Here is a 23,944-nt window from a genome sequence, read left to right on the forward strand (position 1 = left end):
AATGAAATATGCATCAGGAGAAAAATGAGCAGGAATATTTCACCGAACTGAAGGGGCGCGCGGCGCAACTGGATGGACAACAACAGGAATTGGCCCAACATGTTATGGAACTGGGTCGAATTCATTACATACGCGAGGATGAGGAGCTTTTTAACGAATGCCAGCGCATATTAAAAGTACAGGCAGAAGCAAGCGGAGAGCCGCTGTTCAAGCCACTGGCAGAGGTGCTGCGTCAGTTGATTGGAACAACGGCCGGGGATGTGTTTGCATATATAACAGAGCATGTGACTGAGTATCCTTACAGTACAGGGTATGAGCGTAAACCGTTCCGTACCTCGGATATCACATCCCATACTTCGCGGATTTATAAAAGAATGGTACAGCTTATCCGAATGGACTGGATCGGCTTCTCGCTTATAGATTATTTAACGAAAAAGGATTATGAACATGGGAATGACTATCGGATTCAAGAGACGATTAGTGATTGGATAGCCTATGAGTTGGACAACGGTAATCCGCAGGTCTTGGAGGCGCTAAAAGGTATTGTTTATGGCGATAACCAGACTGCGCTTCTTACGCGTGCCATGATTAAAGGAATGCTCTTGAGCCATCAAGAGGAGAATTACCATATGATCGGCGAGCTTTTGACAGCTGCCAAGCTTCAGGAGGGATTGCGACAAAGCATCGTGGAGCAAATGGATGAAGGAACCCCGGAGGCTCTTGTATATCTGTTGAAGGTGATTATTGACCAGGGATTCATTCGTTACAGCTCGGTGGTACGGGCGCTTGCGGTATGGACAGGCATGGGCTTGGAGTCTGCTAATCAGCGGGTGGTTCGCCAACTGATTGAGCAGGCGTATGAAGCATTGACGAATAGCGAGCTGCGTCAGGAATGGCTGACTAGCGCGAATGCCAATGAGGTATATATGAGCTTGTGGGCTACCGCAGTACATGAGGAACGTGAACTGTATGGACAAGTTCGGCAAGTCATGGAACAGGGAGCACCTTATCAGAAGATTGTAGCGCTTTATGTACTCTCTAACAGTGAAAACAAGGATGTGCGTCTGGGGATTGCCAGAGAATATCTGAATGAGACGGACCCGGAGCTTCAATACTGGGTACTGACGAACTATACAAATAATTATTTTTACGAATGGGTAGAAGGCGGGACGGTCGCGGATCGGATCGTTAAAGTGGTTCGTACTCCATTACTGGAAAATAAAGAAGAGCGACGCAAGGATTTTGAGCGACTTCATGCTCTGTTTGCACAGATGAAAAAAGGCGAGTCTACCGAGCCCTCCAAGGTGCTGGATTTTGTAAACGTTCATCACCGTTCGGATGCGCCAATTCAAAAAATGCTGTATCTTGTCGGTTACGATATGGACGCGACCTGGATTGGAGAAATCATAGCCTTAAAGGATCAGATTAGCTCTAATCTACGCGGTGAGCTGCTGAATCAATTTGTGCGGAATCCGGATGATACGGTGCAACGTGAATTTATTTTCTCAAGCTTGTCCGACAAAAGTATGAGCATTCGCGAGTTCGCTGTTGCCAAGGCGCACAAGCTGACGCTGGCGGAAGAGGAAATGCAGCAAATGGAGGGGCTATTGAAGCTCAAGACGGGTTCCCTGCGGCAAAGTGTCATTGGTGTACTGCTGGCACAACCGGAGAAGTCTTTGAATAGTTCATTGGAGCGGTTGCTTCGGGCAAAGGCGGAGCTGCAACGATTGGGTGGACTTGAAATATTGACGAAGATTTATGCAGACCCTGAGCGTGCCGAGCAGTATGAAACTATCCAGCCTTTAGCAGATATCATTCAGCAGCCGACGGCTAAGGAGGAACAACTGCTGTCCAAGCTGGGGCAGGAGGATGCTTATACGGGGACAAACGGCTTTGGCTTGTACGAGCCTGCTGCCAAGGAGGCTTGGCTGGAAAAGCAGCCGGATCTGGGTGATTTCCGGTTGGGTGATGTTTTTGTGGGTTCACTGGAGAAGATGAAGCAATTCCTGAGCGGACTGAATGAGCTTGTCCACCAGCATCGTGATGTAGAATATACTGCTGAGTATTATTCGGGCTACAAAGAAACGCTGCTAATCGGCGCTAATTTTCGTACCGTACGCTTGGCTCAGCCTAATGAGGAAGCAGTCTCCATGCTGTCTTTATATCCTCTTCACGAGGAATGGAGTCGTTATTTGCAGGAGAGCGACATGGAAGCAAGTGAACTGCTAGAGCTTGTTTTATATGACCGATTGGATTCTATGGATCAAACACTTGATCGCTACTACCGTTATTTCTCCAATCATAACATAGACTATTCAGAACTGAGAAAGCACAAGCTGCTGGAAGGATGGCGTAAAGATTTCGCTGAACAAATGTATCCTTTAGATCGAATGAAGGAAGTTCAGCAATGGATAGCAGAGCTGACGTATAACGATCAGGTAAGAACGCTGATTAATGCTTATTTTCTGGACACTCCTGGCGAGGAAACCTTTGATACCATTGATCTCTCGTTGAATACATTGATGCAAGCTATGCCCAAGGACAGACCTGCTGAGGACATGGGAATGCTGCACCTGCTGTCTAGCCCGTGGATCGGGCTGGAGAAAGGGCGTGTACATGATGATGAGTCCTTTAAGCGCTTTTTCCATACTTTTGTAAACTATAATGAGCTGGCAAACGTATTAAATCACTTTTATTCACCGCTGGAGCTGGAGGATTATTTCAAGGCATATGAAAAAGGGCTGATCGGTGTAGGAGAAGTGTATCGGGAACTGTTGGCTGGCAGTGATAGCAGAAGACATATGAGTTCCTTAACGAATGCCCGCAATACATGGATTGCCAGCAATCCGGAATTTTTGGAAATACGGCGTACGGTTATTGAACGACTGCTGGAGGTTGAATTGGTTCGAGGCGATTTGCCTACCGAGGCCACCCCAAAAGTGATGGGCTTGAGCCGGATTGAAGGGATGGATTATTTCATTCGTATTCTGGAGGGACTCGACAAGGAAACGTTCGTGCGTGGTTATGTGTATGGCTACGGTGATCGTATCACCAAAAAAGAATCGTTCAGCCACTTGCTCAAGGCATGTTATCCGCATGATGGCGAGGATGCTGCTTTGCTGAAGGAAAAGCTGAGTAACGCTAAAATTACGGATAAACGTCTGCTGGAGGCGGCAATGTATGCTCCACAGTGGATTGAAATTGTAGCAGGTTATCTTGGATGGGAAGGTCTTCGCAGTGCTGCATGGTACTTCCATGCGCATATCAATGAAGGTTTTTCCGCCGAGAAGGAAACGATTGTAGCTCATTATTCGCCGATTGCTCCGCAGGATTTTAATGATGGAGCCTTCGATATTCACTGGTTTCATGAGGCCTATGAGACGTTGGGCGAGGAACGATTTGATCTGCTGTACGACTGTGCCAAATATATTTCGGCCGGAGCCAATCATCGCAGGTCTCAGTTATTTGCGGATGCGACGCTGGGTAAGCTGAAACTGAGTGAAATGAAAAAGTCGGTGGAAGACAAACGAAACAAGGAACATTTGCTGACCTACAGTCTGATTCCTCTTGTCAAACCTCCTGAACCAGATGTACGGGAACGTTATGACTTCATCCAGAAGTTTCTGGAACAGAGCAAAAAATTTGGGGCACAGCGTAAGGCCAGTGAAGCTCTGGTTTCACGAATTGCGCTTGGGAATTTGGCACGTAACGCAGGTTATGATGATGTAACCCGGCTTGTGTGGGACATGGAAGCCCGTAAGCTGGAGGATCTCCGGTCTTATTTTGAGCCACATGCTTTGGAAGAGGCTACAACGATACAGCTTGTCATTGATGAGGAAGGAACGGCAGATATTGAGATTGTCAGCAAAGGGAAGACGCTGAAATCTATTCCGGCTCGCTTCAAGAAGGATGAGTATGTTGCTGCGTTGAAGGAGCTTAAAGGTGATCTGGTAGATCAGTATCGTAGAGCCCGCAAGGAATTGGAACGCTCTATGGAGTCCGGCACGGCCTTTATGATGAAGGAATTAACGGGATTATTAGGCAACCCTGTGCTTGCTCCGTTGGTGCGAACGCTAGTTTTCAAGGCTGGAGATCGCTTGGGATATTTCAATGAAGATACATCAGGGTTGGCTGATCCTTCGGGTCAACAGTATCCCGTAGGTGAAGAGGACAAGCTGATCATCGCTCATCCGCTCCATTTGTACGAAAGTGGTCGCTGGAGCGACTTCCAGAAGGATTTATTTGACCGCCAGATTCGGCAGCCGTTTAAACAGGTGTTCCGTGAGCTGTATTTGCCGAATGCAGATGAACGTGCAAGTGCCACCGTTTCCCGTCGATATGCAGGACATCAGGTACAGCCGAATAAAACGGTAGCCCTGCTGAAAGGTCGCCAATGGACGGTCAGCTATGAGGAAGGACTACAGAAGGTGTATTATGCCGAAAACCTGATTGCTAACCTGTACGCGATGGCAGATTGGTTCTCACCAGCCGATACCGAGGCTCCTACACTGGAGACGGTGCAATTCTTTGATCGGACAACGTATAAGAGTGTGCCGTTGGAGGAAGTTCCTCCAGTGCTGTTCTCGGAAGTCATGCGGGATGTAGATTTGGTCGTCAGTGTCGCCCATGTGGGCGGTGTTGATCCGGAAGCCAGTCTTACGACCATTGAAATGCGCAACGTTATTGTGCAGGAATCGCTGCGTTTGTTGAAAATCAGTAATGTACGTTTGGATGGGAATTATGCGCGTGTAGACGGCAGTCTTGGTGAATATGCGGTGCATTTGGGAAGCGGCGGTGTCTACAAGCAGGCGAAGGGAGCGCTGCATATCATTCCGGTGCATTCGCAGCATCGTGGGCGCATCTTCCTGCCGTTCCTGGATGAAGATCCAAGAACAGCCGAGATTTTATCCAAAATTGTACTGCTGGCTGAGGATCAGAAAATCAAGGACCCGCAAATTCTTACGCAGCTTCAGGCGTAGGATAGAAGCTGTAATATAGAGATTCATTTTGAAGTAGCGTGAAGCCCTGTCCATGCAGATCCGTGTGGCGGGGCTTCATTATTTGCGTCAGATAATTCTTTTGTTCCTGGCAGGGGTTTGCTAGAATAAAGGGGATTGTGTAAGTCAACGTTGACCATATTGCAGGGAGGGACACAAGTATGAGCAAGAAGATCAAATGGGGAATTGTCGGCACGGGATGGATTGCAGATCAATTCGCCGCGGATTTGGCGCATGTTACGAACGGGGAAGGGTACGCTGTTGGATCACGTACCATTGAAAGCGCTACCGAATTTGCAGCCAAGCATCAAATTGCACGCGCTTATGGATCCTACGAGGAACTGGCTCAAGATCCCGAGGTAGATGCTATATACATAGGCACTCCTCATCCTTTTCATAAAGAAAATGTTCTGACGGCTCTTCGGGCCGGAAAAGCCGTCCTGTGTGAGAAACCTTTCACCGTGAATAGTGGGGAACTGGAGGAACTGATCGGCTTAGCACGTGAGCATAAGCTATTCCTGATGGAAGCGATGTGGACACGCTTTTTGCCTCCGATTCGCCAAGTGCGGGAGTGGATAGACGCGGGACGAATTGGTGAGGTGAAGCTGGTTAAGGCAGAATTTGGTTTTCGTGTAGAATGGAACCCGGAAGGACGCTTATTGAACCCCGATCTGGGCGGAGGTGCTTTATTAGATACGGGAATTTATCCGGTTTCTTTTGCTTCGATGGTGTTCGGTCCTGAACCCAAGCATGTATGGAGTACCGCTCATATCGGGGAAACGGGTGTTGACGAGACGTTTTCCATCCTGCTGGATTACGGAAATGGACGTACGGCTGTGCTCAATGGGGCGGTTCGTCTCGGGTTGACGAATGAGGCATATATCCATGGCACAAAGGGATATATCCACATTCCATCTTTCCTGAATAGCACGTCGGCTACTTTACATGTGGACGGCGAAGAGGTACAAACCTTTCAGGATGACCGAGCTTCCACAGGGTATGCCTTTGAAGCAGAAGAAGTGGGGCGCTGCCTGAATGAAGGCTTATTCGAAAGTTCCACGATATCTTTGGATGAATCACTGGGCATTATGAAGCTGATGGATCAGATTCGTGCACAGTGGGGGCTTCGGTATCCTTTTGAGTAATCTTTTGAGTAATTGAATTATTGAATTGAATAAAGAAACCACTTAAAGTCCAGAGAGCTTTTGAAGCTCTTTGGACTTTTTTGTGTACACCGTTTGGAATTAATGCAATCCTCATAAATCGGCTCAATTCCAACTTTGGTCGCAGATTAAAGATGTTCATATGAGCATTGGAATGAGTGGGCCATATGAATCATTTTTTGTGATTTGAATTAGTTAAAAAATAGTCATATAAAAGTGACAAAAATGTAATGACATCATCAGTTAACTGAATTGGTAACGCTCTCTTTCTTTGAAAATAAATGATGGTCCTAGGAAGTGGTTTCCAGAATTTTTCAATGAAATTTTCAGAAATATACGGTAGGGTGTTGTACATGTCACTTGAGCCAGTGCGGCTTTTGCTGACTTGCTTGCTTATCCCGTGGCTTTTGATTCTTGTCGGAGCTCGCAGGATCAAGAGCCTTTGCAAGCCTGTGAGAGTTGAACTGGCATTCATCTCATGACCTAACATCAAGGAGGAATTACAAACGTGAAAATGAAATCAACATGGTTGTTTCGTATGATGATGATGACTGTCATTGCGGCTGTTGTGATCGGACCGATGAATATTGCAGGAGCGGCAGGAAGCCGGACAGACCGGCCCTGGATGAATACGTCCCTTTCGGCTGAAGAACGAACGACGCTGTTGTTGAAGGAAATGACGCTGGAAGAAAAAATAGATTTGGTGACTGGTAAGGTCAACAATTATTATGGATTCTACAATGATCCGATTGAGCGTCTGGGCATCCCGGCGTTGACGATGGCAGACGGCCCTGCGGGTGTACGTATCGCCAATCCGGACGTTCAGAACAAGCAATCTACTGCGCTGCCAGCTCCAATTGCGTTAGCTGCAACATGGGATACCCAAGCTGCCAAACAGTATGGTGATCTGATCGGAGACGAGGCTTTTAATACGACCCATAATGTCGTGCTCGGACCGGGGATGGATATTGCCCGCATTCCATGGGGATCGCGGAACTTTGAATCTATGGGTGAGGACCCGTTGCTGCAATCGCAAATGGCGACCGCTTATGTCAAAGGTGTACAAAGCCATCCTGTGTTGGCCACAGCCAAGCATTATCTTATGAATAATCAGGAGACGGAGCGCTTCACGACGAATGTCAAAGTCAGTGACCGTGCGCTGCATGAAATTTACATACGTCCGTTTCAGGAGGTTATTGCCAAGGCTGATTTGGGAGGGGCGATGTGCTCTTTTAACAAGGTTAACGGCGAGCCTGCTTGTGAGAACAAGACCCTCTTGACGGACCTCTTGAAGAAGGAGCTTCAATTCAAAGGTTTCATAATGAGCGATTACGGTGCGAACCTGAGTACGGTAGAGTCCGCTAATGCGGGCTTGGACCTGGAAACACCGGGTACACCTTTTGGTAAATGGGGAGATCAACTGCTGACTGCTGTCAAGAACGGCAAGGTAAGTGAGAAAACAGTTGATGAGAAGGCTGGGCGTATTTTGGTGCAAATGTTCAGCAAAGGGTTGTTTGATCACCCGGTTCAAAATAATCAGATTGATGCCCGTGACCATGGCAAGACGGCCCGCCAATTGGCTGAGGAGAGCATGGTGCTGCTGCAAAATAAAAATAATACTTTGCCACTTTCCAAGGATAAGCTCAAATCCATTGCTGTTATCGGTCCCGATGCAGATAGCGGCACTGTAGCAGGCGGAGGCAGCTCGTTGGTGAACCCGACGTATACTGTAAGTCCGTTAGAGGGAATCCGCAATCGTGTCGGCAAAGGGGTAACCGTCCAATATGCACCAGGTACAGACCCGATTTCTGCGGGAGACATTATGCCGGGTCCATCGGCTGTGCCATCCTCATTGCTGACCACATCCGACAAAAAAGAGGATATCAGCGTTGGATACGCTACTTATGGAGATGACGAACAGGGACTGCGGGGCGAATACTGGAAGAACAACAAAATGGAGGGCAGTCCGGAGCTTGTACGTAATGATGGTCAGGTCAACATGAATCTTGGATTTTATAATTATCAGGGCTTTAATGCGAAGTCCCCTAAAGTTCCCAATACGCCAACGACACTGAACGGCTTGATATCGGCGCGCTGGACGGGAGCAATTGCAGCACCTAAGGATGGCGATTATGCATTATCTTTAACCAGTTTGGGATCAAGCAAGCTATATCTCGATGACAAGCTATTTGTGGATAATCAGGGCACGAAGCTGGGTACCACGAAGAAAAACATCTCGCTCAAAGCAGGTGAAAAGCACAAGGTGCGGATCGAATATCGTGCCGATTATCCGACAAATGGCCGTGATTCCGGCGGAATGGTTCGTTTCGGCTGGGAACCTCCGGCAGATACGTCAGACAAGCTGATTGACAATGCGGTGAAGCTGGCGAAAAAGTCGGATGTAGCGATTGTCGTCACACGTACTTATGAGAGCGAAGGCTATGTTGAGCGTTCCGATATGGAACTGCCAAACAATCAGGATCGGCTGATCCGTGCGGTTGCCGCGGCGAACCCGAAAACCATTGTTGTGCAAATGAGCGGCAGAGCTGTACAGATGGACACTTGGCAGAATAAAGTTCCCGCCATCGTACAAGCATGGTTTGCTGGTCAAGAGCAGGGGAATGCCATAGCACGCGTTCTGTTCGGGGATGTGAATCCTTCTGGCAAGCTGCCCGTAACCTTCCCGGTTAACGAGCAGTCCACGCCGGTATCCTCACCGGAGAAATTCCCGGGTGTGAACGGAATAGGCGACTATTCGGACGGTATTTTTGTAGGCTACCGGGGATATGAGAAATCGGGAATTCAACCTGCATTCTCCTTCGGATACGGCTTATCCTATACGACCTTTGGCTATAGCGATCTGAAAATAAAACAGCACGCGAGCGGAAATAAATCCAATCGTACGAGCACCGTCGAGGTTTCGCTAAAATTGAAAAACACCGGGAAAACTGCCGGAGCAGAGGTTGTGCAGGTGTACAGTGGGAAGCTTCCGACAAACGTGGAAACTCCATCCCGTCAACTGGCAGGCTGGTCTAAGATCGAGCTGAAGCCGGGCCAGGAGAAGAAGGTCCGCATTGAACTGGACCCGAAGGCTTTATCATACTGGGATGAAAAGTCCAAAGCATGGGTTATGCCGTCCGGTGAAGTGCCGATTTATGTAGGCAGTTCCTCTCAGGATACACGACTGACAGTAAGTGTTACGATTCCGGCAGCTTCTACAGGAAAGGCATCGAAGTAATCCTGTTACAATTGTTTTAAAGTGGTTTATTCAAGAGAGCGCGGGCACAAGCACCGGCTCTCTTTTTGCGGTAGGTATGCAAGGGGGAATTCAAGTGAAAGCTGAAACAGAAGGAAGGCTGAGGACGATGAAGAAACCCCAAAAGCAACGACGTTCCAACATTTGGCTGCTCGTAGCTGCAACTGCGATTTTGGTCTGTGCTATTCTGGTCAGTATCGCTATACGGAATAGCCCTGAGCCGAAAGCAGAAAGTAGCGTCAGCATGTGGCTGACGTCACCGGACCCGGCGAATCGCCTGACCGAGCAAGCTCCGATACATTGGAGTAACGATAATGCTAAAGGCGGCGCAGCCAACTCGAACGTACTGACGGTTGAGGTGAAGCCGGATATTCGTTACCAGACGATGGAGGGGTTCGGCGCAGCGGTATCCGGTTCATCCGCTTATCTCATGAATCACGGCATGTCTCCGGATCAGCGTGACCAGTTACTCAACGATTTGTTTACCGCGAGCGGTATTCAATTGAGCTATATTCGCCACACCATCGGGGCATCCGATTATTCGGTGGATGAACAAGGGCAGCCCAGCAGCTATACCTATGACGATGTGGCATCAGGCAAGGACTATGATCTGAACCACTTTTCCATTACCAAGGATCAGGACGTGACGGATGTGCTAAAGCAAATCGTACGCAGAAATTCTGACCTTCGGATTATGGGAACTCCGTGGACTGCGCCGCCCTGGATGAAATATGGGGAGCAGACGTACAATGGCTGGTATTTGGACTATAACGATCCGCGCGTCTATTCCGCATATGCTGACTATTTTGTACGTTATATTCAGGCTTATGCGAACGAAGGCATTCCGATTCAGGCGATTTCCATTCAAAATGAGCCAGAGTTCACCACGTCCAAGTATCCCAGCATGAGTATGGGGGCAGCCGAGCAGGCAAACTTTATTAAGCAATATTTGGGTCCTGCCTTAAGTCGGAACAAATTGTCCACCCAGATTATTGCTTTTGACCATAACTGGGATACCGGGAGTGATTATGCCCATACAGTGTTGGGAGATGAGCAATCTCAAAGCTATACGCACGGCACGGCCTTTCACTGCTACAAAGGAGAGCCCACAGCGATGACAGACGTGCATAATGCCTTTCCGAACAAGGCTGTGTACATGACAGAATGCAGTGGGGGGCAGTGGAGTCCGGATTTTGGGGATAATTTGAGCTGGGATATGTCCAAGCTGATCATCGGCGCACCACGGAACTGGTCGCAAAATGTTTTGTTCTGGAACGTGGCGCTTGATCCATCCGGTGGCCCGACAAATGGTGGCTGTACCAACTGTCGCGGTGTGGTTACCATTGATCCATTGAGCGGTTCCGTTACTAAAAATGTGGAGTACTATGCGATTGGACATGCCAGCAAATTTGTCCGCCCGGGTGCGGTCCGTATTGATTCCACGCATTACAGCGGAAGTATTGAAACGGTCGCCTACCGTAACCCCGACGGTACCCTTGTCCTGATTGCCGCTAATACGGAAGCGGACGAGCGGACTTTCAAGGTTCGGCAGGGAAGCAAAGTCTTTACCTGCAAGCTTCCTGCCAAATCGGCAGCTACCTTTCAATGGAACTCTTCGGCTTCATAAAAACGCCATTCCTATGAATGCTTAACAGTAGATTTAGAGCGCTCAGCCTATCCGGCTGAGTGCTCTTTTTGTGTGTGCTCCAAAGTTCAAACCACGAAAAGATAAAATTTTAGCATTGTTCAGAATTGGTTCGGGGCCGACCATCACTCAATCGTTCAAAAAGTGAGTGCAGTCACACAAGTATATTGAACTTATCTGAAATTTTTTTATAATACATAATAGTAACGATTCAGATAGGCGGTGTTCCGCATTGCAAAAGCATGGTTAGACCTTTACGCACAGTTTACGGATTTGTCTGAGGAAGACAAAAAGCGACTAAGTTATATGAAGGCATTCGTGAAGCTCGTTTTCGGAACGGATTAGCATGTGTCCATTGCGGAAGTCTTCGTGTGAAGCGAAATGGAACGTATCGCGAACGTCAACGTTACTTATGTAAGGATTGTAGGAAGAGCTTCAACGATATAAGTGGTACTCCCATTTCTGGCACACACCATCCAGAGAAATGGATGCAAGATAGATGGATGATGGTTCAAGATAAAGGGAAGTCTCTAACGATTTGATGGTGTAGCGACTCGCTACTTGGATAATTACCTATTTTGGCATCGTGTCAAAAACCAAATTTCACCACAATACGGTTATTTAAAACTGGCTAATGGATGTTTAGAAAAGTTGTTTCAATTGATGTGGGCTTACAATATACCAAAAAAGTGGGTGAAATATTAGATGGAAATTGATGAAATTATAAGTGTGGTTCCTTACGATGAAAAGTGGAATACTTTATTTCAAAGCGAAAAGGCAAATCTTTTGAAGGCTTTCGGAGAAGACGTTATTGATATACAGCATTTCGGAAGCACATCTGTACAAGGAATGATTGCAAAACCGATTATTGATGTCCTGATTGGTGTAAAAACGATTGAATTGAACAGCTCTGTCACTAAAAATTTAATAGAACTGGGTTATGAAGGATTCGGAGAAATTGGGGTGGGGAGATTATATTTTCGGAAGCGGCAAGAATATTCCTTTAATCTTGCTGTCGTTATTTGGAACGGAGAGCAATGGGTAAATAATCTTCTCATAAGAAATTATTTAAGAGATAATCCAGATGTAGCCAAACATTACTCTGAAAAAAAGCTCAAATCCATAGAGAAAGGATATACTACATTACTTTCTTATTCGGATGAAAAAGCCGATTTCGTATACAATTTACTCGAACAAGCAAAGAAAAACTTTGAATAGGACTAACAGAAACGCTTATACTTCGGCGGTTCTGTCTCGGCATATATAGCAACAATATTTAAGTTAAAATACAAAAATTAACTACAATGTATACATATACATTGTTTAAATTTAGCCCTTTTGGAATCGGCAGTTCCAAGCATTCGTGTATAAAGGAGAAGAATATCCTCATGGATATACAATTACAGTTGGACCCATTGACAGTTGAACGATTAGCAAGCGCGCTTTCAGCACGACCGGGAGTATTTAAGTTGTTTTATGACACAGAGGGCTGTGGATGTAACGGCGTAATTGTCATCTTGGTGGTCACTGCACCCGATGCTACCGATATAGTCATTCAGTCCGAGCCCTATTCTTTTTTTGTAGATCGGCAGCAGGAGCAGCAATTCGACAGCAGAATGAGGCTTGAGGCAGACCCTAATTATCCGTCGTTTAAATTGAGCAGCGATGCGGGCCTATTCAGCAGCAACATTAGAATGAAAGATGTGCGTGTCAAATCGTCTACTTGAAGAGTGCTGGGTGGCTAGGGGAAGTATGTAATGTAAACGGTGACGACTATTGCGAGTATGAAATCCCTTTTTAATAAGTTGGGAATAATACCCAAATAGAGAGCGGTTTTTAATGGAAAAGAATAATCTTGCCCAATTTCAAGAATATCAGGAGAACAAATTTACCAAACGCATTATTCATAAAGAAGCACGAACACGAAACCAGTAGCGAATCCAAAAAGACGAACCTCATCCAGCAAACATGGAGCGAAGTTCGTCTTTTTGGACATATTCACTCAGCTCTCCAAAGAATTAAGTTATGTAGTGGCCTCCTTGCAAGTGGTACAATAACCATTATGACCATTCGAGAAGGACGTTGAGATGATGAAAAACTTGCTCGTTTCGGGCTACCGCGCCCATGAATTGAATATTTTCAACCAAAAGCACGAAGGCATTCCATATATCAAAAAGGCGATCACAGGCAGGCTCATTCCCCTGATTGAAGAAGGACTGGAGTGGATTATTACCCCCGGTCAGTACGGGGTGGATCTGTGGGCCTGTGAAGTGGCAATTTCACTGAAGCAGCAGTATCCTCACTTAAAATGCTCGATTATGGCGGCCTATCAAAATATGGAGGAAAAGTGGAAGGAGGATAAAAAGGAGTATTTTCAGCAGATTTGTGAGGGAGTTGACTATGTGGGAATTGTCAGCCGCCAGCCTTATCAGGGAATATGGCAGCTCAAGGCACGGGATGAACTGCTTTTCCGCAAAACCGATGGTTTATTGCTCGTTTATGACGAGGATGCCGGGGAGGGCAGCCCACGTTTTATGAAAGAAATGGCATTAAAAAAACAACAGGCAGAAGGCTATCAATATATCAGCATCAGCTCAGAGGATATCCAAAGCATAGCGGATGAAGAACGATTATTCATGGACCTCTGATTTTTAAAGCATTAGCTCGGATTTTTGAACAAAAAGGATGAATGCGTCCCTTTACTTTTATGTAAGCGCTATCATAAAATTTAAACAACAATAATTTATCAGTCGGATAAAATAAATTTATTGAAAAAACAAACCATGAAAGGAGTTAAGGATTCAGATGAAAAAAAGATTTCGGTATACCGCGTTGCTCTGTCTCGGTATTATTTTGTATGGAACAGTCACCCCGATGGATAGCCAGGTCTTTGCTGCTTCTGCGAGGCAAATGGAAAAGCTGAACCGTGGAGCCGTTGCGGTAAAGGTGCCGGAGGGCGTGCTGGTGAGCTGGCGTTTGTTGGGCACGGAAGCGGATTCGGTCAGCTTCAATCTGTATAGAGGGACAAGCAAGGTCAATGATGCGCCGATTACGTCGAAAACCAACTTTTTGGACAAGGCAGGTACGACTTCCTCCTCGTACACGGTTCGTGCCGTTGTGAATGGAGCAGAACAGGCTGCTTCTCAGGCAGTGAAGGTTTGGAGCAACAACTATCTGGATGTTCCCATCCAGCAGCCTGCGGGCGGTACAACCCCGGATAATGTGAGCTACACGTACAATGCCAATGACGCCAGTGTAGGTGATCTGGATGGGGATGGCGAGTATGAGATTGTGTTAAAATGGGACCCTTCCAATGCCAAGGACAATTCGCAATCCGGCTACACGGGAAATGTATTTCTGGACGGCTACAAGCTGGATGGAACACGCAAATGGCAAATCGACCTGGGCCGGAACATTCGGGCTGGAGCGCACTACACGCAATTTCTCGTTTATGATTTTGACGGAGACGGCAAAGCGGAAATCGTATGCAAAACAGCAGACGGCACTAAAGATGGCACAGGGGTGACCATTGGCAACGCCTCGGCGGATTATCGCAATGCCCGTGGTTATATTTTGGATGGGCCTGAATTTCTGACCGTGTTCTCGGGCGATACGGGCAAAGCACTTAGCACGATTGACTATGTGCCGCCACGGGGAACGGTATCCAGCTGGGGAGATAATTATGGCAACCGGGTGGACCGTTTTCTCGCCGGGGTTGCTTATCTGGATGGCGTACGGCCGAGCATAGTCATGGCACGGGGGTATTACACCCGAACGGTTCTGGTCGCGTACGATTGGCGTAATGGTAACTTGAATCGACGTTGGACCTTTGATAGCAACAGTTCGACCAATGCTGGAACCGCCGGACAGGGCAACCATAGCTTGAGTGTGGCGGATGTGGATGGAGACGATAAGGATGAAATTGTGTACGGTTCGCTGGTGGTGGACGATAACGGAGCGAAGCTGGCTAACACGGGCATGGGACACGGGGATGCGCTTCATGTTGGAGATTTGGACCCGGACCGTTCAGGCTATGAAGTGTTTAAGGTAAACGAGGACAAAAATGCGACTTATGGCGCTGCTATGTATGATCCGCGTAATGGAAGCATTTTATGGGGCGTAAATACAGGCAAGGATACCGGGAGAGGCATGTCGGCAGACATTGATCCCCGTACAAAAGGAAACGAGCAGTGGGCGCCGGGGATCGGTGTGCGTTCGGCTAAAGGAGAGCTTATTACGAATACGCTACCGTCCTCCATTAACTTTGGAATTTGGTGGGATGGCGACCTGCTGCGTGAACTGCTGGATCATACCTCGTCAAGCGCTGGTAAAATCGACAAGTGGAACTATACCAACTCGACCACTTCCAATTTGCTTACGGCTACAGGCACCACCTCCAATAACGGAACGAAAGGAACACCGTCCTTGCAGGCCGATCTGTTCGGCGACTGGCGCGAGGAGGTGATTTGGCGCAAAAGCGATAATTCTGCACTACGAATCTACACAACACCGTATGAGTCAGAGTATCGTTTTTATACACTTATGCATAATCCGTTGTATCGTCTGAGTATAGCGTGGCAGAACGTGGCCTACAATCAGCCGCCACACACTGGGTTTTATCTGGGAGAAGGGATGTCCAAGCCCGCGCAGCCAAATATATACACCCCTTGATTTACAGGGCGGTTTGGAGGTCGAAATGAAACAGTGAATGAACCAAAAAACGAAAGGGCCCCGGGTTGAGCGGAGCTCTTTTTGTCATGGCATTATTTAGTAGATCGGATAAGGTGTGTTATTCATATTCCCGCAGGAATCTACCGATAAAATACAAAGTAACACACATTTTCTATGAATGACAACAATAGAAGGAGCGCATGACGAATGGGGAAAAAAGTGTTGATTGGTTTTGCTATATTTATGGGCGTCATTATTTTATTTTGCGTGATTACGGTAGGTTCGATCTGGAGTCACCGGAATACGGCTGTGAAGCTGGAAGGAAGAATTGAGGCTCAATATCTATCGAACCAGTCCAACTACGATAATATGTGGAAGAAATTTAAGGAAATGACGCAGGTCACGGATTTACAGGCTGGACAGGTCAAAGAGGTATATACCGGGATGATTACCGGACGATATAATAATACGAATTTGCTGTATCAGGCGGTGCATGAACAAAATCCCCGTTTGGCTACATCTGTTTATACGGATCTACAGCGTGAAATTGCTGCTAGTCGCCAACAGTTTGATAACAACCAGAAGCAAATGATGGATATCGTTCGGGAATATAACACGTATATCAAGGTACATTTTATTATGGCTTCCCTGACTAATATGAAAACATATGATATGTCCCAATATATCGTAACTTCAGACCAAACCGAAGATGCTTTTACCAAGAAGAAAGCGGATGAAATCCGTCTGAAATAGGGGGATCATTTTATGTATTGGTTTATCCCTCTGATTATATTCGTGGGGTTGATTCCAGTGAAGCTACTGACCGGGACCCGCTGGAAAACGATCATTTGGACTGCTATTTTCAGTGCTGTATTGACGGCTGTGACCATCTATATTGATTTCCGAATAGAGACATGGGATACCGAGGTGTGGTCCGGCAAAGTCACAGATTGGCACCATAAGGAGGAATGGGATGAGTGGCATCCGCCTAGAAAAAGCTGTAGTAAAGACAGTAATGGTAAAGAGAAGTGTACGAGACATAGCGGCTACTGGGAGCATCATAAAGCGGAAAACTCCATTTATACCACAGATGACGGATGGATTCGCGTGTATCGTGCGCCTGATGGCAGCACGTTTGGGGATAGCTGGCCCAACAATACCGCAACACTGAAATGGTTCTGGCCCTATGGCACACCGAGTGCTTCGACGCATCATTATCTGAACAAAGTACAGGCTTCCTATTCCATTTTCAGACATAAAGATATAGATGTGGAGCAATACTCAGACCTGCCGGAATACCCCAAGGCTGTGCTTGATTATATCGATGTTAACCGTATTATCGGTCAAGTTCCTAACAAAGCAAAGGCATTACGTATGTTGGCGAGCATGAACACTGAACTGAACAAGCCTGTACCCAACCCGGAAAAACCGGGAAAAACGAAGTCATGGAAGCAGGTCAATTTGATTTTTGTTAATGTGGGCTTGAATAAAACTCAGGACTATGGCTTCGCGCTTCAGGACAAATGGGAAGGCGGGAACAAAAACGATTTTGTCGTAGCCTTCTCTACCAACGAAAACAATGAACTGCTATGGGTCTACCCGTTTTCGTGGAGTGAAGTGGAACTGCTAAAAATAGAGGTCCGTGATTACATGATGAGTGTACACCAGATCACCGATTTTGTACCCATTGTCAAGAAGGTAGGAAACTTGGTGGCAGCCCGCTTTGTGCGCAAGTCTTTTTCCGATTTTGATTATTTGCAGATTGATATTAGCTTGGGAGGATGGGTTTCCATATGCGCTCTTAATCTGATGCTGGTGGGCTTATACTGCCAGAATGTTATGGAGCAAAAAAGAGAACGACAGCTTCGGGAGCAGGGAGTTACAGGCTAGATGTGGCATCACCTTTGCAGCCTTCTTTTTCAGAAGAGAGCAACGTATGATTTTCATAGAAAAGGGAACATTAGTTCTTATTAGTGAAATATACGTATGAAAAAGGAGGCGGGATATGTGACTTCTCTAACGACCGAAGGTATGATTGCGCTCGTAACCAATGTCGGATTCCCTGTTGCATTAAGTCTGATTCTGTTAAAATACATTCTTGTCACCCTCAGCCGCAGATTGGAGCAGCTTGACCGATCTGTTAAGCAACTGTCACGATCCCTGAAAGAGGTGGAGGCAAAGCAGGTGAAGCAGTCAAATGAACCGTGCCCGACAAATACGGACAAACTTCGTGCAGAATGAACAATAAAGGCAAATAGAAACAATTTAGCAACCCAATTGTGGCAGGGGATTCTTATAATAGAAACGTGTGCAGTTTATGCAGGTATATGATTATGGAGGTGCATAGAATGATGAAAACAGGTATGAAAATAAATACGAAGCTATCCGCGCTGTGCATCGCAGCCGCACTTATGAGCGTCGCGCAGGCCGCCGCCGCCGCGCCCGTCGTGACCGCTCCAGCGGAAGCGACGCAGCCGGGCGTTGCCAGTCCGGCCGCCGCCGCCCCAGCCCAGGTGCCAGCACCAGCAGTATCTGCGTCGGTTACGACGCCGGCCCCGGCACAAGCGCCGTCGGTTCCAGCTACATCGGCCCCGGCCACAGCCGCCGATTCCGCCAAAGCCGCTACACCAGCAGCTCCGTCTGCGCCAGCACCGCGCCCTGCTTCAGTAACGCCAGCGGCTGCTCCGTCCGTACCGTCGACTGCCAAGCCGTCGAAGCCGCAGCAGCCGTCCACTTCGGCGCCAGCAGCAGCCGCGGCTGCCAGCGTGAAGCCAACGCAGCTGGATAAGCTGAATCATGAGAGCGCCATTCCGCTCGTGCTGGAGGCGCAGTCACGTTATCTGTACGCGATCAGCGGTGGCAGCTCGGTGGGCGAATCGTTCCAGTGGAACGGCAAAAGCTACCGCTACCTGTCCGAGGATATCGGCACAAAGACCAAGCTGACCAGCTATCTGACGCAGGCCTACACCAAGCAGGCCAGTGAGCAATTTGTTGGAAAATTTTTCGTTGAAATTAACGGAAAACTAGCTCAGCTGGACGCAGATGGTGGTAACCTGCTGGAGTTCAACCGGGCTACAGCGAAAATGGTGACGATGACCCCGGTTAAGCGCAGCTATCTGCTGACCGTGCCTTATCCGGCAGGAACCAAGCAGGCGAACGAGAAAATCACCGTGAATTTTGAAAAGGTCGGCAGCTACTGGAAAATCAGCTCCGCGCCGCATATCATTTTCTAAATTAAGATTTTGCAACGTTATTCTCAAACGGGGTAAAGTGAGGTTGAGGCTTGTTTCGTAAGTCCCAATTCAAGGCAGGGGAGTGCTGTGCAATGATGACACCCATCAAGGTAAAAGACGTTAAGGATATTGAAAAAATCAATCAAATCGTTTCGAATTATACCTATGATATTTGGATTCATGGCAAAAGCGGCATGGCAGATGCCAAATCCATTTTGGGCATGTATGTGCTAAAGCTGGATGAACCGCTGACTCTGGTGGTGCCCGACACCGTCAATCCCAAAAAGCTGTTTAAGGAGCTGGAGGAATTTATTCATTTTCCTGCTCAAGAAAGATAACAGACAAGTGAACACCTGTAGACGCTGCATGCTCTAACTAAAAATAATGCAAAGAAGCCGTGGAATGCTTAGATTCCACGGCTTCTTTTTTAATGCTCCTCCTCGTCCAAAAACGGGAGATTCACCGAATAGTACATCACACCCATCAGCAGCACACCGCCAACCAGATTCCCGAGCGTAACCGGAACGAGGTTATGGATCACACCAGCAACAGAGACCGTACCCGGATGGTCCAGCACGAGCGCAATGGCGAAAGTACACATATTAGCCACACTATGCTCATATCCCGAAATGAAAAAGCAGAACACGAACAGCATCATCGCAAACATCTTCGCGCCATTTTCCTTCATAAACATCGGAACAAAAAAGGCAAGGCAGACCAGCCAGTTACACAAAATAGCTCGGAAGAACAGCTGCATTGCGGGCGCTTCCATCTTATGCTCCACCACGTTCAGCAAAAAACTGTTCACATTGGAGGACTCAAACAGCCCAGTTAAGAAAATAAGGAGTGCGAACACCCCGGCACCCAGCAAATTACCGCCATAGCTGGCAGCCCACAGCCGAAGCACCTGTCCCCAGCGGAGCTTTTTACGGAGCGCAGCATAGGTGTAATAAAAGGTGTTGCCTGTAAACAAATCCCCGCCGCCGTAAGCGATCAGAATGATGGCCGCCCCGAACGTGAGCGCTGCCATAGGATAAGTGAATGGAGAATGCTCCATGTAAAAAAAGTTGCCCGTCTTGAAGGCCACAATAACGCCGAACCCGATGAACATACTCGCCAGCATGGAACGAGCCAAATACCGGAGCAGGCTTTGCTTGTAAATTTTGTACTTCTTCATGGCTAGCTGTTCGACATTGCGTAAGCCTTCCGTCTCCATATCCAACGACAACCTCCTATTTTCTCGGATGTAAGTCTTTAAACAGACCTTATTTTTCCCTAAACATTGCCCAGTCAGTCAGCAATCCTGTTAGCTTATAACAAACCAAGCTTTTGCAGCCCGTACAAAATGCCGTCTTCATCTGCGCGTTTCGTGACCATTTTAGCTGCGGCTTTGGCTTCATCACAACCGTTACCCATTGCGACACTATTATGTACAGCCGTCAGCATTTCCACATCGTTCAAACCGTCGCCAAAAGCGTATTGATTTTCATCGGCAATGCCCAGTCTGGACGTAATTTCGCGGATGCCTATTGCTTTGGAGCCAGCGTGAGGAACAACGTCCACAGAACTCGGATGCCAGCGTACAAAGTCAAAAGCTTTGAATACCGCTTCATAGAAGGGTTCTTCTTCTACCGTACACATCAACAGCGTCTGATAAATATCTCTTCCCTGGAAATAAAGCGGATCGTATCCAACCGAAAGCTTGGCCTTGAACGTTTGAAGCGATTTTTCTACAAGCTCATCGTTAGGAATATTAGCCTTCATATTGGCATGATCCATATATACGATCGCATGATTATGTGTGAGGGCCAGATCAGTCATCGCTTGCAAAGCTTCTCTGTTCAACGGATTGGTAGCAACCACTTCTCCCCGAAGCACGACATATTGCCCATTAAAGCTGACGTAAGAATCAATTTCCAGCTGCTCACGGATTTCCTTGAACATAAAAGGCGCGCGTCCTGTGGCAATGGCTACCTCATGCCCTTGCTCTTTCAAAGCAAAGACAGCCTTTTCAGCCGTTAGTGGCATTTTTTTGTCATCGTCCAGTAATGTACCGTCGATATCGAAAAAGATAATTTTTTTGTCTGACATGTTCTTACACCTGACTTTCAATAATGTATTGTCGAAATTAACTCATATGGATTCATTATATCAAAGGAACTGCTTCTGAATACACAAATACGTATAAATCCTCATGAATGTCTGACTTCTATAGCTTACAATATGAAATAAGGATTACTGTAAAATATAATGCCTATCTCCTATTTTCATAGACGGGATGTGATCATCATGACGAAAATCCAAGTCACACCGGAGCAGTTGGATAGCGTGGCCTCCCAATTTGCCAATGCCCACGGAACACTGAATAACCAGTTAAACGGCCTGGATAACACTATGAACAACCTTCACAGCCAGTGGGACGGTATGGAGAGAAATCGTTTTTATAACGACTATCGGACGGCTAAATATACGCTTTCTTCCGTGTTAAACAAGGTTCAATCCATTGAAATTGAGCTGAAAAGCATCGCTTCGAAGTTTAGAAATGCGGATGACAATCCGCGTGGCTTCTGGACCGCGCTGGCGGCGGCTATGAGCGCTAGTGCAGCGCTGGAGAGCGGTGGAGTAGCTGGAAACCATGCTGGGGATGCCTCCAAGTCGCCCAAAAACATAGATGATTGGGATCAGGCTGACGCCGATAAATACCAGCAATATGAGAAACTCCTGAAAGATGCCGAGGCGATTGGAGACAAGCAGGTCATGCAGAAAATCCACGACCAGATGAACGTCCTGCGGCTGCAATATGAGGATTCGGTTACCCGCACAGATTACAATACAGGAGAAACGTCCAAGATCACATCCGATTCTCTCGTCGCCGTCACCGAGCTGACAGGTAAGGATGGCACGAAAACGGATATTTCTATAGATAAAAAAGGAAATATTGTAAGCTACGAGCAAAATAACGACAAATACGATTACTGGGTCCAAGAGCATACCCAATCGGCCGGAGAGCACGCTCTGGGTAAAACGGCCCAGACCGTCACCGGGTATGGCATAGGCCTTATTTTGTCGCGTGGGACTGGCGTTGGTGGCGCAGGTTCGAGCATTAGTTCCGGCGCAGCCTCCGGCTGGGGAGAGCACGTCGTCGGCATCGGTGGCGGCATGATCAGTGACAAGGTGCTATTCTCTGTACCGGAAGAAGGCGAAACCCGCACCATGATCTACCGAACCGACAAGGAAACCGGACATATCGAAAACATGATCATCGTCACCAAAGGTGAGAATGAAATGGAATACCGCTATTGGGAGGACTATAACTAGAAGTGGTCCAGGGTTTGAAACGACATTAGCAACGCGAATAGGAGTATCTATACAATCTACAGTCTTTTTTTCTGGAACGGTGAGCGGCAGTTGGAAACTGTAAAACTCGCTAGCTGGAGGAGTCTGTAGATTTTTTGTTTCTTATATAGAAAAAAGCGCAGTGACTTCCGCTGAATTGGAAGCTGCGCCTTATTGCTACTTAATATTTACTGAGCTTCCCCGTTCAAATAACGATAAAAGGGAGCATCCACCCAGAAGTGGTAGCTTTCCACCTCTACACCTGGCTTGATCTTACGTAAGCCATCGGCAATGGAGGAGGCCTTGTCCGTGAGCGAAAAAGACTGGGCGTAATAGCGTCCCGCGCTGACCCGGTTGTTCGCAATCTCCGTGTAGGCTGAGCCGGGGGAGGACAGGGAGTAATAGAGCGGCTGCCACCAGGACTGAGCGATCAGGCCGGCTTGGTCTTTGCTGTTCTTTTTGGCGTATTGGTTGATGATGGTGTCAAAACGATTCTTCTGCCCGATCGTCGCAAATTCGAGAGCCAAGTCATACTCCTTGGAGTAGGCGATGTAGTTACCGTTGTTGATTTGTACGACTTTATAGTCTTCGGTCTGGGCAGGCTGTCCCCATTCTTTCAAGTATACAAAAGCCGAAGTTTTTGGCTCTAGCTGTACATTGGCTTGAATACCCTCGCTGCGAAGCAGCCCGATCAGCTGGATCGCGTGCTTGAGATTGCTGTGTCCATAGGTGAGGGACAGCTTCGGATCAAAATGGGCATCATAGCGGCTGTCCTTGATATTGTAGCCTGTGAACAGATTCTGCTGAAGTCCTGCGTCGAACAGGGCTTGCAGCTCCGGGGATTGGACGAGTATCTGTGTAAAATAGGCCTGATGGATTTTAGCAAAAATATCGTCATCCTGTACTTGACCGATGGTATTTTTGTATTCGCCGTGGAATGCTAGCACACGGCTCAGCACCTCGGTGGTGAATGACGCATCGGCTTGCTCGTCCGGCTGGAAGGAGGGCAGCACGCTTTGCGGCAGCAGTCCTGTATCTACAGCGACTGCCAGATCCTTCGAGGCCGCCAGACGGGTCTCAGCAGTTCCAGCCAATGTACGAATCCCCGATTTAGTCAGCACAGCCTGCGCTTTATCCTCAGAATATGTAGCAGCCAATTCAGTCAATCCGGCGGCTTTTACAGCTATACGGATCGCGTCATTTTGTGACAGGGGGACGGACGGTTTTACGTCAGTGTTATCCAGTATACCTTCTGCATACAGTGCTGCCGCTTGGGTATACAACGGGTCATTTGAATTTAAGCCTGTAAAGGCGGTTTTTTTGTCCGCAGAAGCTGTACTTGAGCTGTTCAGGTTCAGCACGGTGGCAAGAGCAGCGATATATTCCCCCTTTGTCGGGGTTGAGGATAGTTGGATGTTAAAACGGTCCTTTAGATAGGTGAGCTGGTTGTCCGGATCAGTAATATTGCTTGAATCGGAGATGCTTACTTGCTGGACGACCGGGGCTGCCGCGTGCGCGGCATAGGAATCAATAGGACTGGAAAAGGCAGCAATGAGTAGGGCGGCGGATAGTGGGATCATTCTCCAAGAGGATAGTCTTAGGTTGGCAAAAGGTGCGGTCATGTGAAATTTCCTCCTAAATAG

17 protein-coding genes and 1 pseudogene are annotated in these 23,944 nt (G+C 47.5%); 15 read left to right on the top strand and 3 right to left on the bottom strand.

Annotated features, from left to right (window positions below):
* Positions 1-8 precede the first annotated feature (8 nt).
* The 14 genes and pseudogenes from ABH897_RS22570 (at position 9) to ABH897_RS22635 (ending at position 19,303) form a co-directional block, all read left to right on the top strand.
* Positions 9-4,979, top strand: a complete 4,971-nt coding sequence (locus ABH897_RS22570; RefSeq protein WP_404521079.1) for a DUF4132 domain-containing protein — start codon at positions 9-11, stop codon at positions 4,977-4,979.
* Positions 4,980-5,158: 179 nt separating this feature from the next.
* Positions 5,159-6,142, top strand: coding sequence for a Gfo/Idh/MocA family protein (locus tag ABH897_RS22575; RefSeq protein ID WP_044646598.1), 984 nt, complete (start codon positions 5,159-5,161; stop codon positions 6,140-6,142).
* Positions 6,143-6,668: 526 nt separating this feature from the next.
* Positions 6,669-9,398: a glycoside hydrolase family 3 C-terminal domain-containing protein gene (locus tag ABH897_RS22580; protein ID WP_349361916.1), complete on the top strand. Its 2,730-nt coding sequence runs from the start codon at positions 6,669-6,671 to the stop codon at positions 9,396-9,398.
* Positions 9,399-9,525: 127 nt separating this feature from the next.
* A complete protein-coding gene (locus ABH897_RS22585; protein ID WP_283654761.1) occupies positions 9,526-11,043 on the top strand; it encodes a glycoside hydrolase family 30 protein in 1,518 nt (505 codons plus the stop codon).
* A gap of 323 nt (positions 11,044-11,366) precedes the next feature.
* Positions 11,367-11,576: pseudogene (locus ABH897_RS22590) on the top strand (transposase); the annotation flags it as partial.
* 190 nt (positions 11,577-11,766) lie between these two features.
* Positions 11,767-12,279 carry a GrpB family protein gene (locus ABH897_RS22595; RefSeq protein ID WP_283654762.1) on the top strand — a complete coding sequence of 171 codons (513 nt, stop codon included), beginning with the start codon at positions 11,767-11,769 and terminating at the stop codon, positions 12,277-12,279.
* Positions 12,280-12,449: 170 nt separating this feature from the next.
* Positions 12,450-12,788 (top strand): iron-sulfur cluster biosynthesis family protein, encoded by a 339-nt coding sequence (locus tag ABH897_RS22600; RefSeq protein WP_283654763.1) that lies wholly within the window; start codon positions 12,450-12,452, stop codon positions 12,786-12,788.
* Between the two features lie 363 nt (positions 12,789-13,151).
* A complete protein-coding gene (locus ABH897_RS22605) occupies positions 13,152-13,709 on the top strand; it encodes an SLOG family protein (protein WP_404592741.1) in 558 nt (185 codons plus the stop codon).
* A 157-nt stretch (positions 13,710-13,866) separates the two neighbouring features.
* Complete coding sequence (locus ABH897_RS22610) at positions 13,867-15,732, top strand: rhamnogalacturonan lyase (protein WP_404592733.1); 1,866 nt, start codon at positions 13,867-13,869, stop codon at positions 15,730-15,732.
* Between the two features lie 207 nt (positions 15,733-15,939).
* Positions 15,940-16,485: a LemA family protein gene (locus tag ABH897_RS22615; protein WP_404592734.1), complete on the top strand. Its 546-nt coding sequence runs from the start codon at positions 15,940-15,942 to the stop codon at positions 16,483-16,485.
* A gap of 12 nt (positions 16,486-16,497) precedes the next feature.
* A complete protein-coding gene (locus ABH897_RS22620) occupies positions 16,498-17,622 on the top strand; it encodes a hypothetical protein (protein ID WP_404521085.1) in 1,125 nt (374 codons plus the stop codon).
* A 117-nt stretch (positions 17,623-17,739) separates the two neighbouring features.
* The gene (locus ABH897_RS22625) at positions 17,740-17,973 is read left to right on the top strand and encodes a hypothetical protein (RefSeq protein ID WP_404592735.1); all 234 of its coding nucleotides are present in this window, start codon (positions 17,740-17,742) and stop codon (positions 17,971-17,973) included.
* Between the two features lie 122 nt (positions 17,974-18,095).
* Entirely contained in the window at positions 18,096-18,965 is an 870-nt protein-coding gene (locus ABH897_RS22630; protein ID WP_404580845.1) for a DL-endopeptidase inhibitor IseA family protein, read from the top strand.
* Positions 18,966-19,057: 92 nt separating this feature from the next.
* The gene (locus tag ABH897_RS22635; RefSeq protein WP_283654767.1) at positions 19,058-19,303 is read left to right on the top strand and encodes an HPr family phosphocarrier protein; all 246 of its coding nucleotides are present in this window, start codon (positions 19,058-19,060) and stop codon (positions 19,301-19,303) included.
* 89 nt (positions 19,304-19,392) lie between these two features.
* Here ABH897_RS22635 and ABH897_RS22640 read toward each other — a convergent pair whose 3' ends face one another.
* Both ABH897_RS22640 and ABH897_RS22645 read right to left on the bottom strand, forming a co-directional pair.
* On the bottom strand, positions 19,393-20,181 hold the full coding sequence (locus ABH897_RS22640; RefSeq protein ID WP_283656202.1) for a formate/nitrite transporter family protein: 789 nt from the start codon (positions 20,179-20,181) through the stop codon (positions 19,393-19,395).
* 95 nt (positions 20,182-20,276) lie between these two features.
* Positions 20,277-21,056: a Cof-type HAD-IIB family hydrolase gene (locus ABH897_RS22645; protein WP_283654768.1), complete on the bottom strand. Its 780-nt coding sequence runs from the start codon at positions 21,054-21,056 to the stop codon at positions 20,277-20,279.
* Between the two features lie 198 nt (positions 21,057-21,254).
* Here ABH897_RS22645 and ABH897_RS22650 point away from each other — a divergent pair, with 198 nt between their 5' ends.
* Entirely contained in the window at positions 21,255-22,283 is a 1,029-nt protein-coding gene (locus ABH897_RS22650) for a WXG100 family type VII secretion target (protein ID WP_283654769.1), read from the top strand.
* Positions 22,284-22,489: 206 nt separating this feature from the next.
* Here ABH897_RS22650 and ABH897_RS22655 read toward each other — a convergent pair whose 3' ends face one another.
* On the bottom strand, positions 22,490-23,923 hold the full coding sequence (locus tag ABH897_RS22655; protein WP_404592736.1) for a hypothetical protein: 1,434 nt from the start codon (positions 23,921-23,923) through the stop codon (positions 22,490-22,492).
* Positions 23,924-23,944 lie beyond the last annotated feature (21 nt).

Origin of the sequence: Paenibacillus sp. RC73 (assembly GCF_044908085.1) — a bacterium.
Taxonomy (GTDB): domain Bacteria; phylum Bacillota; class Bacilli; order Paenibacillales; family Paenibacillaceae; genus Paenibacillus; species Paenibacillus terrae_A.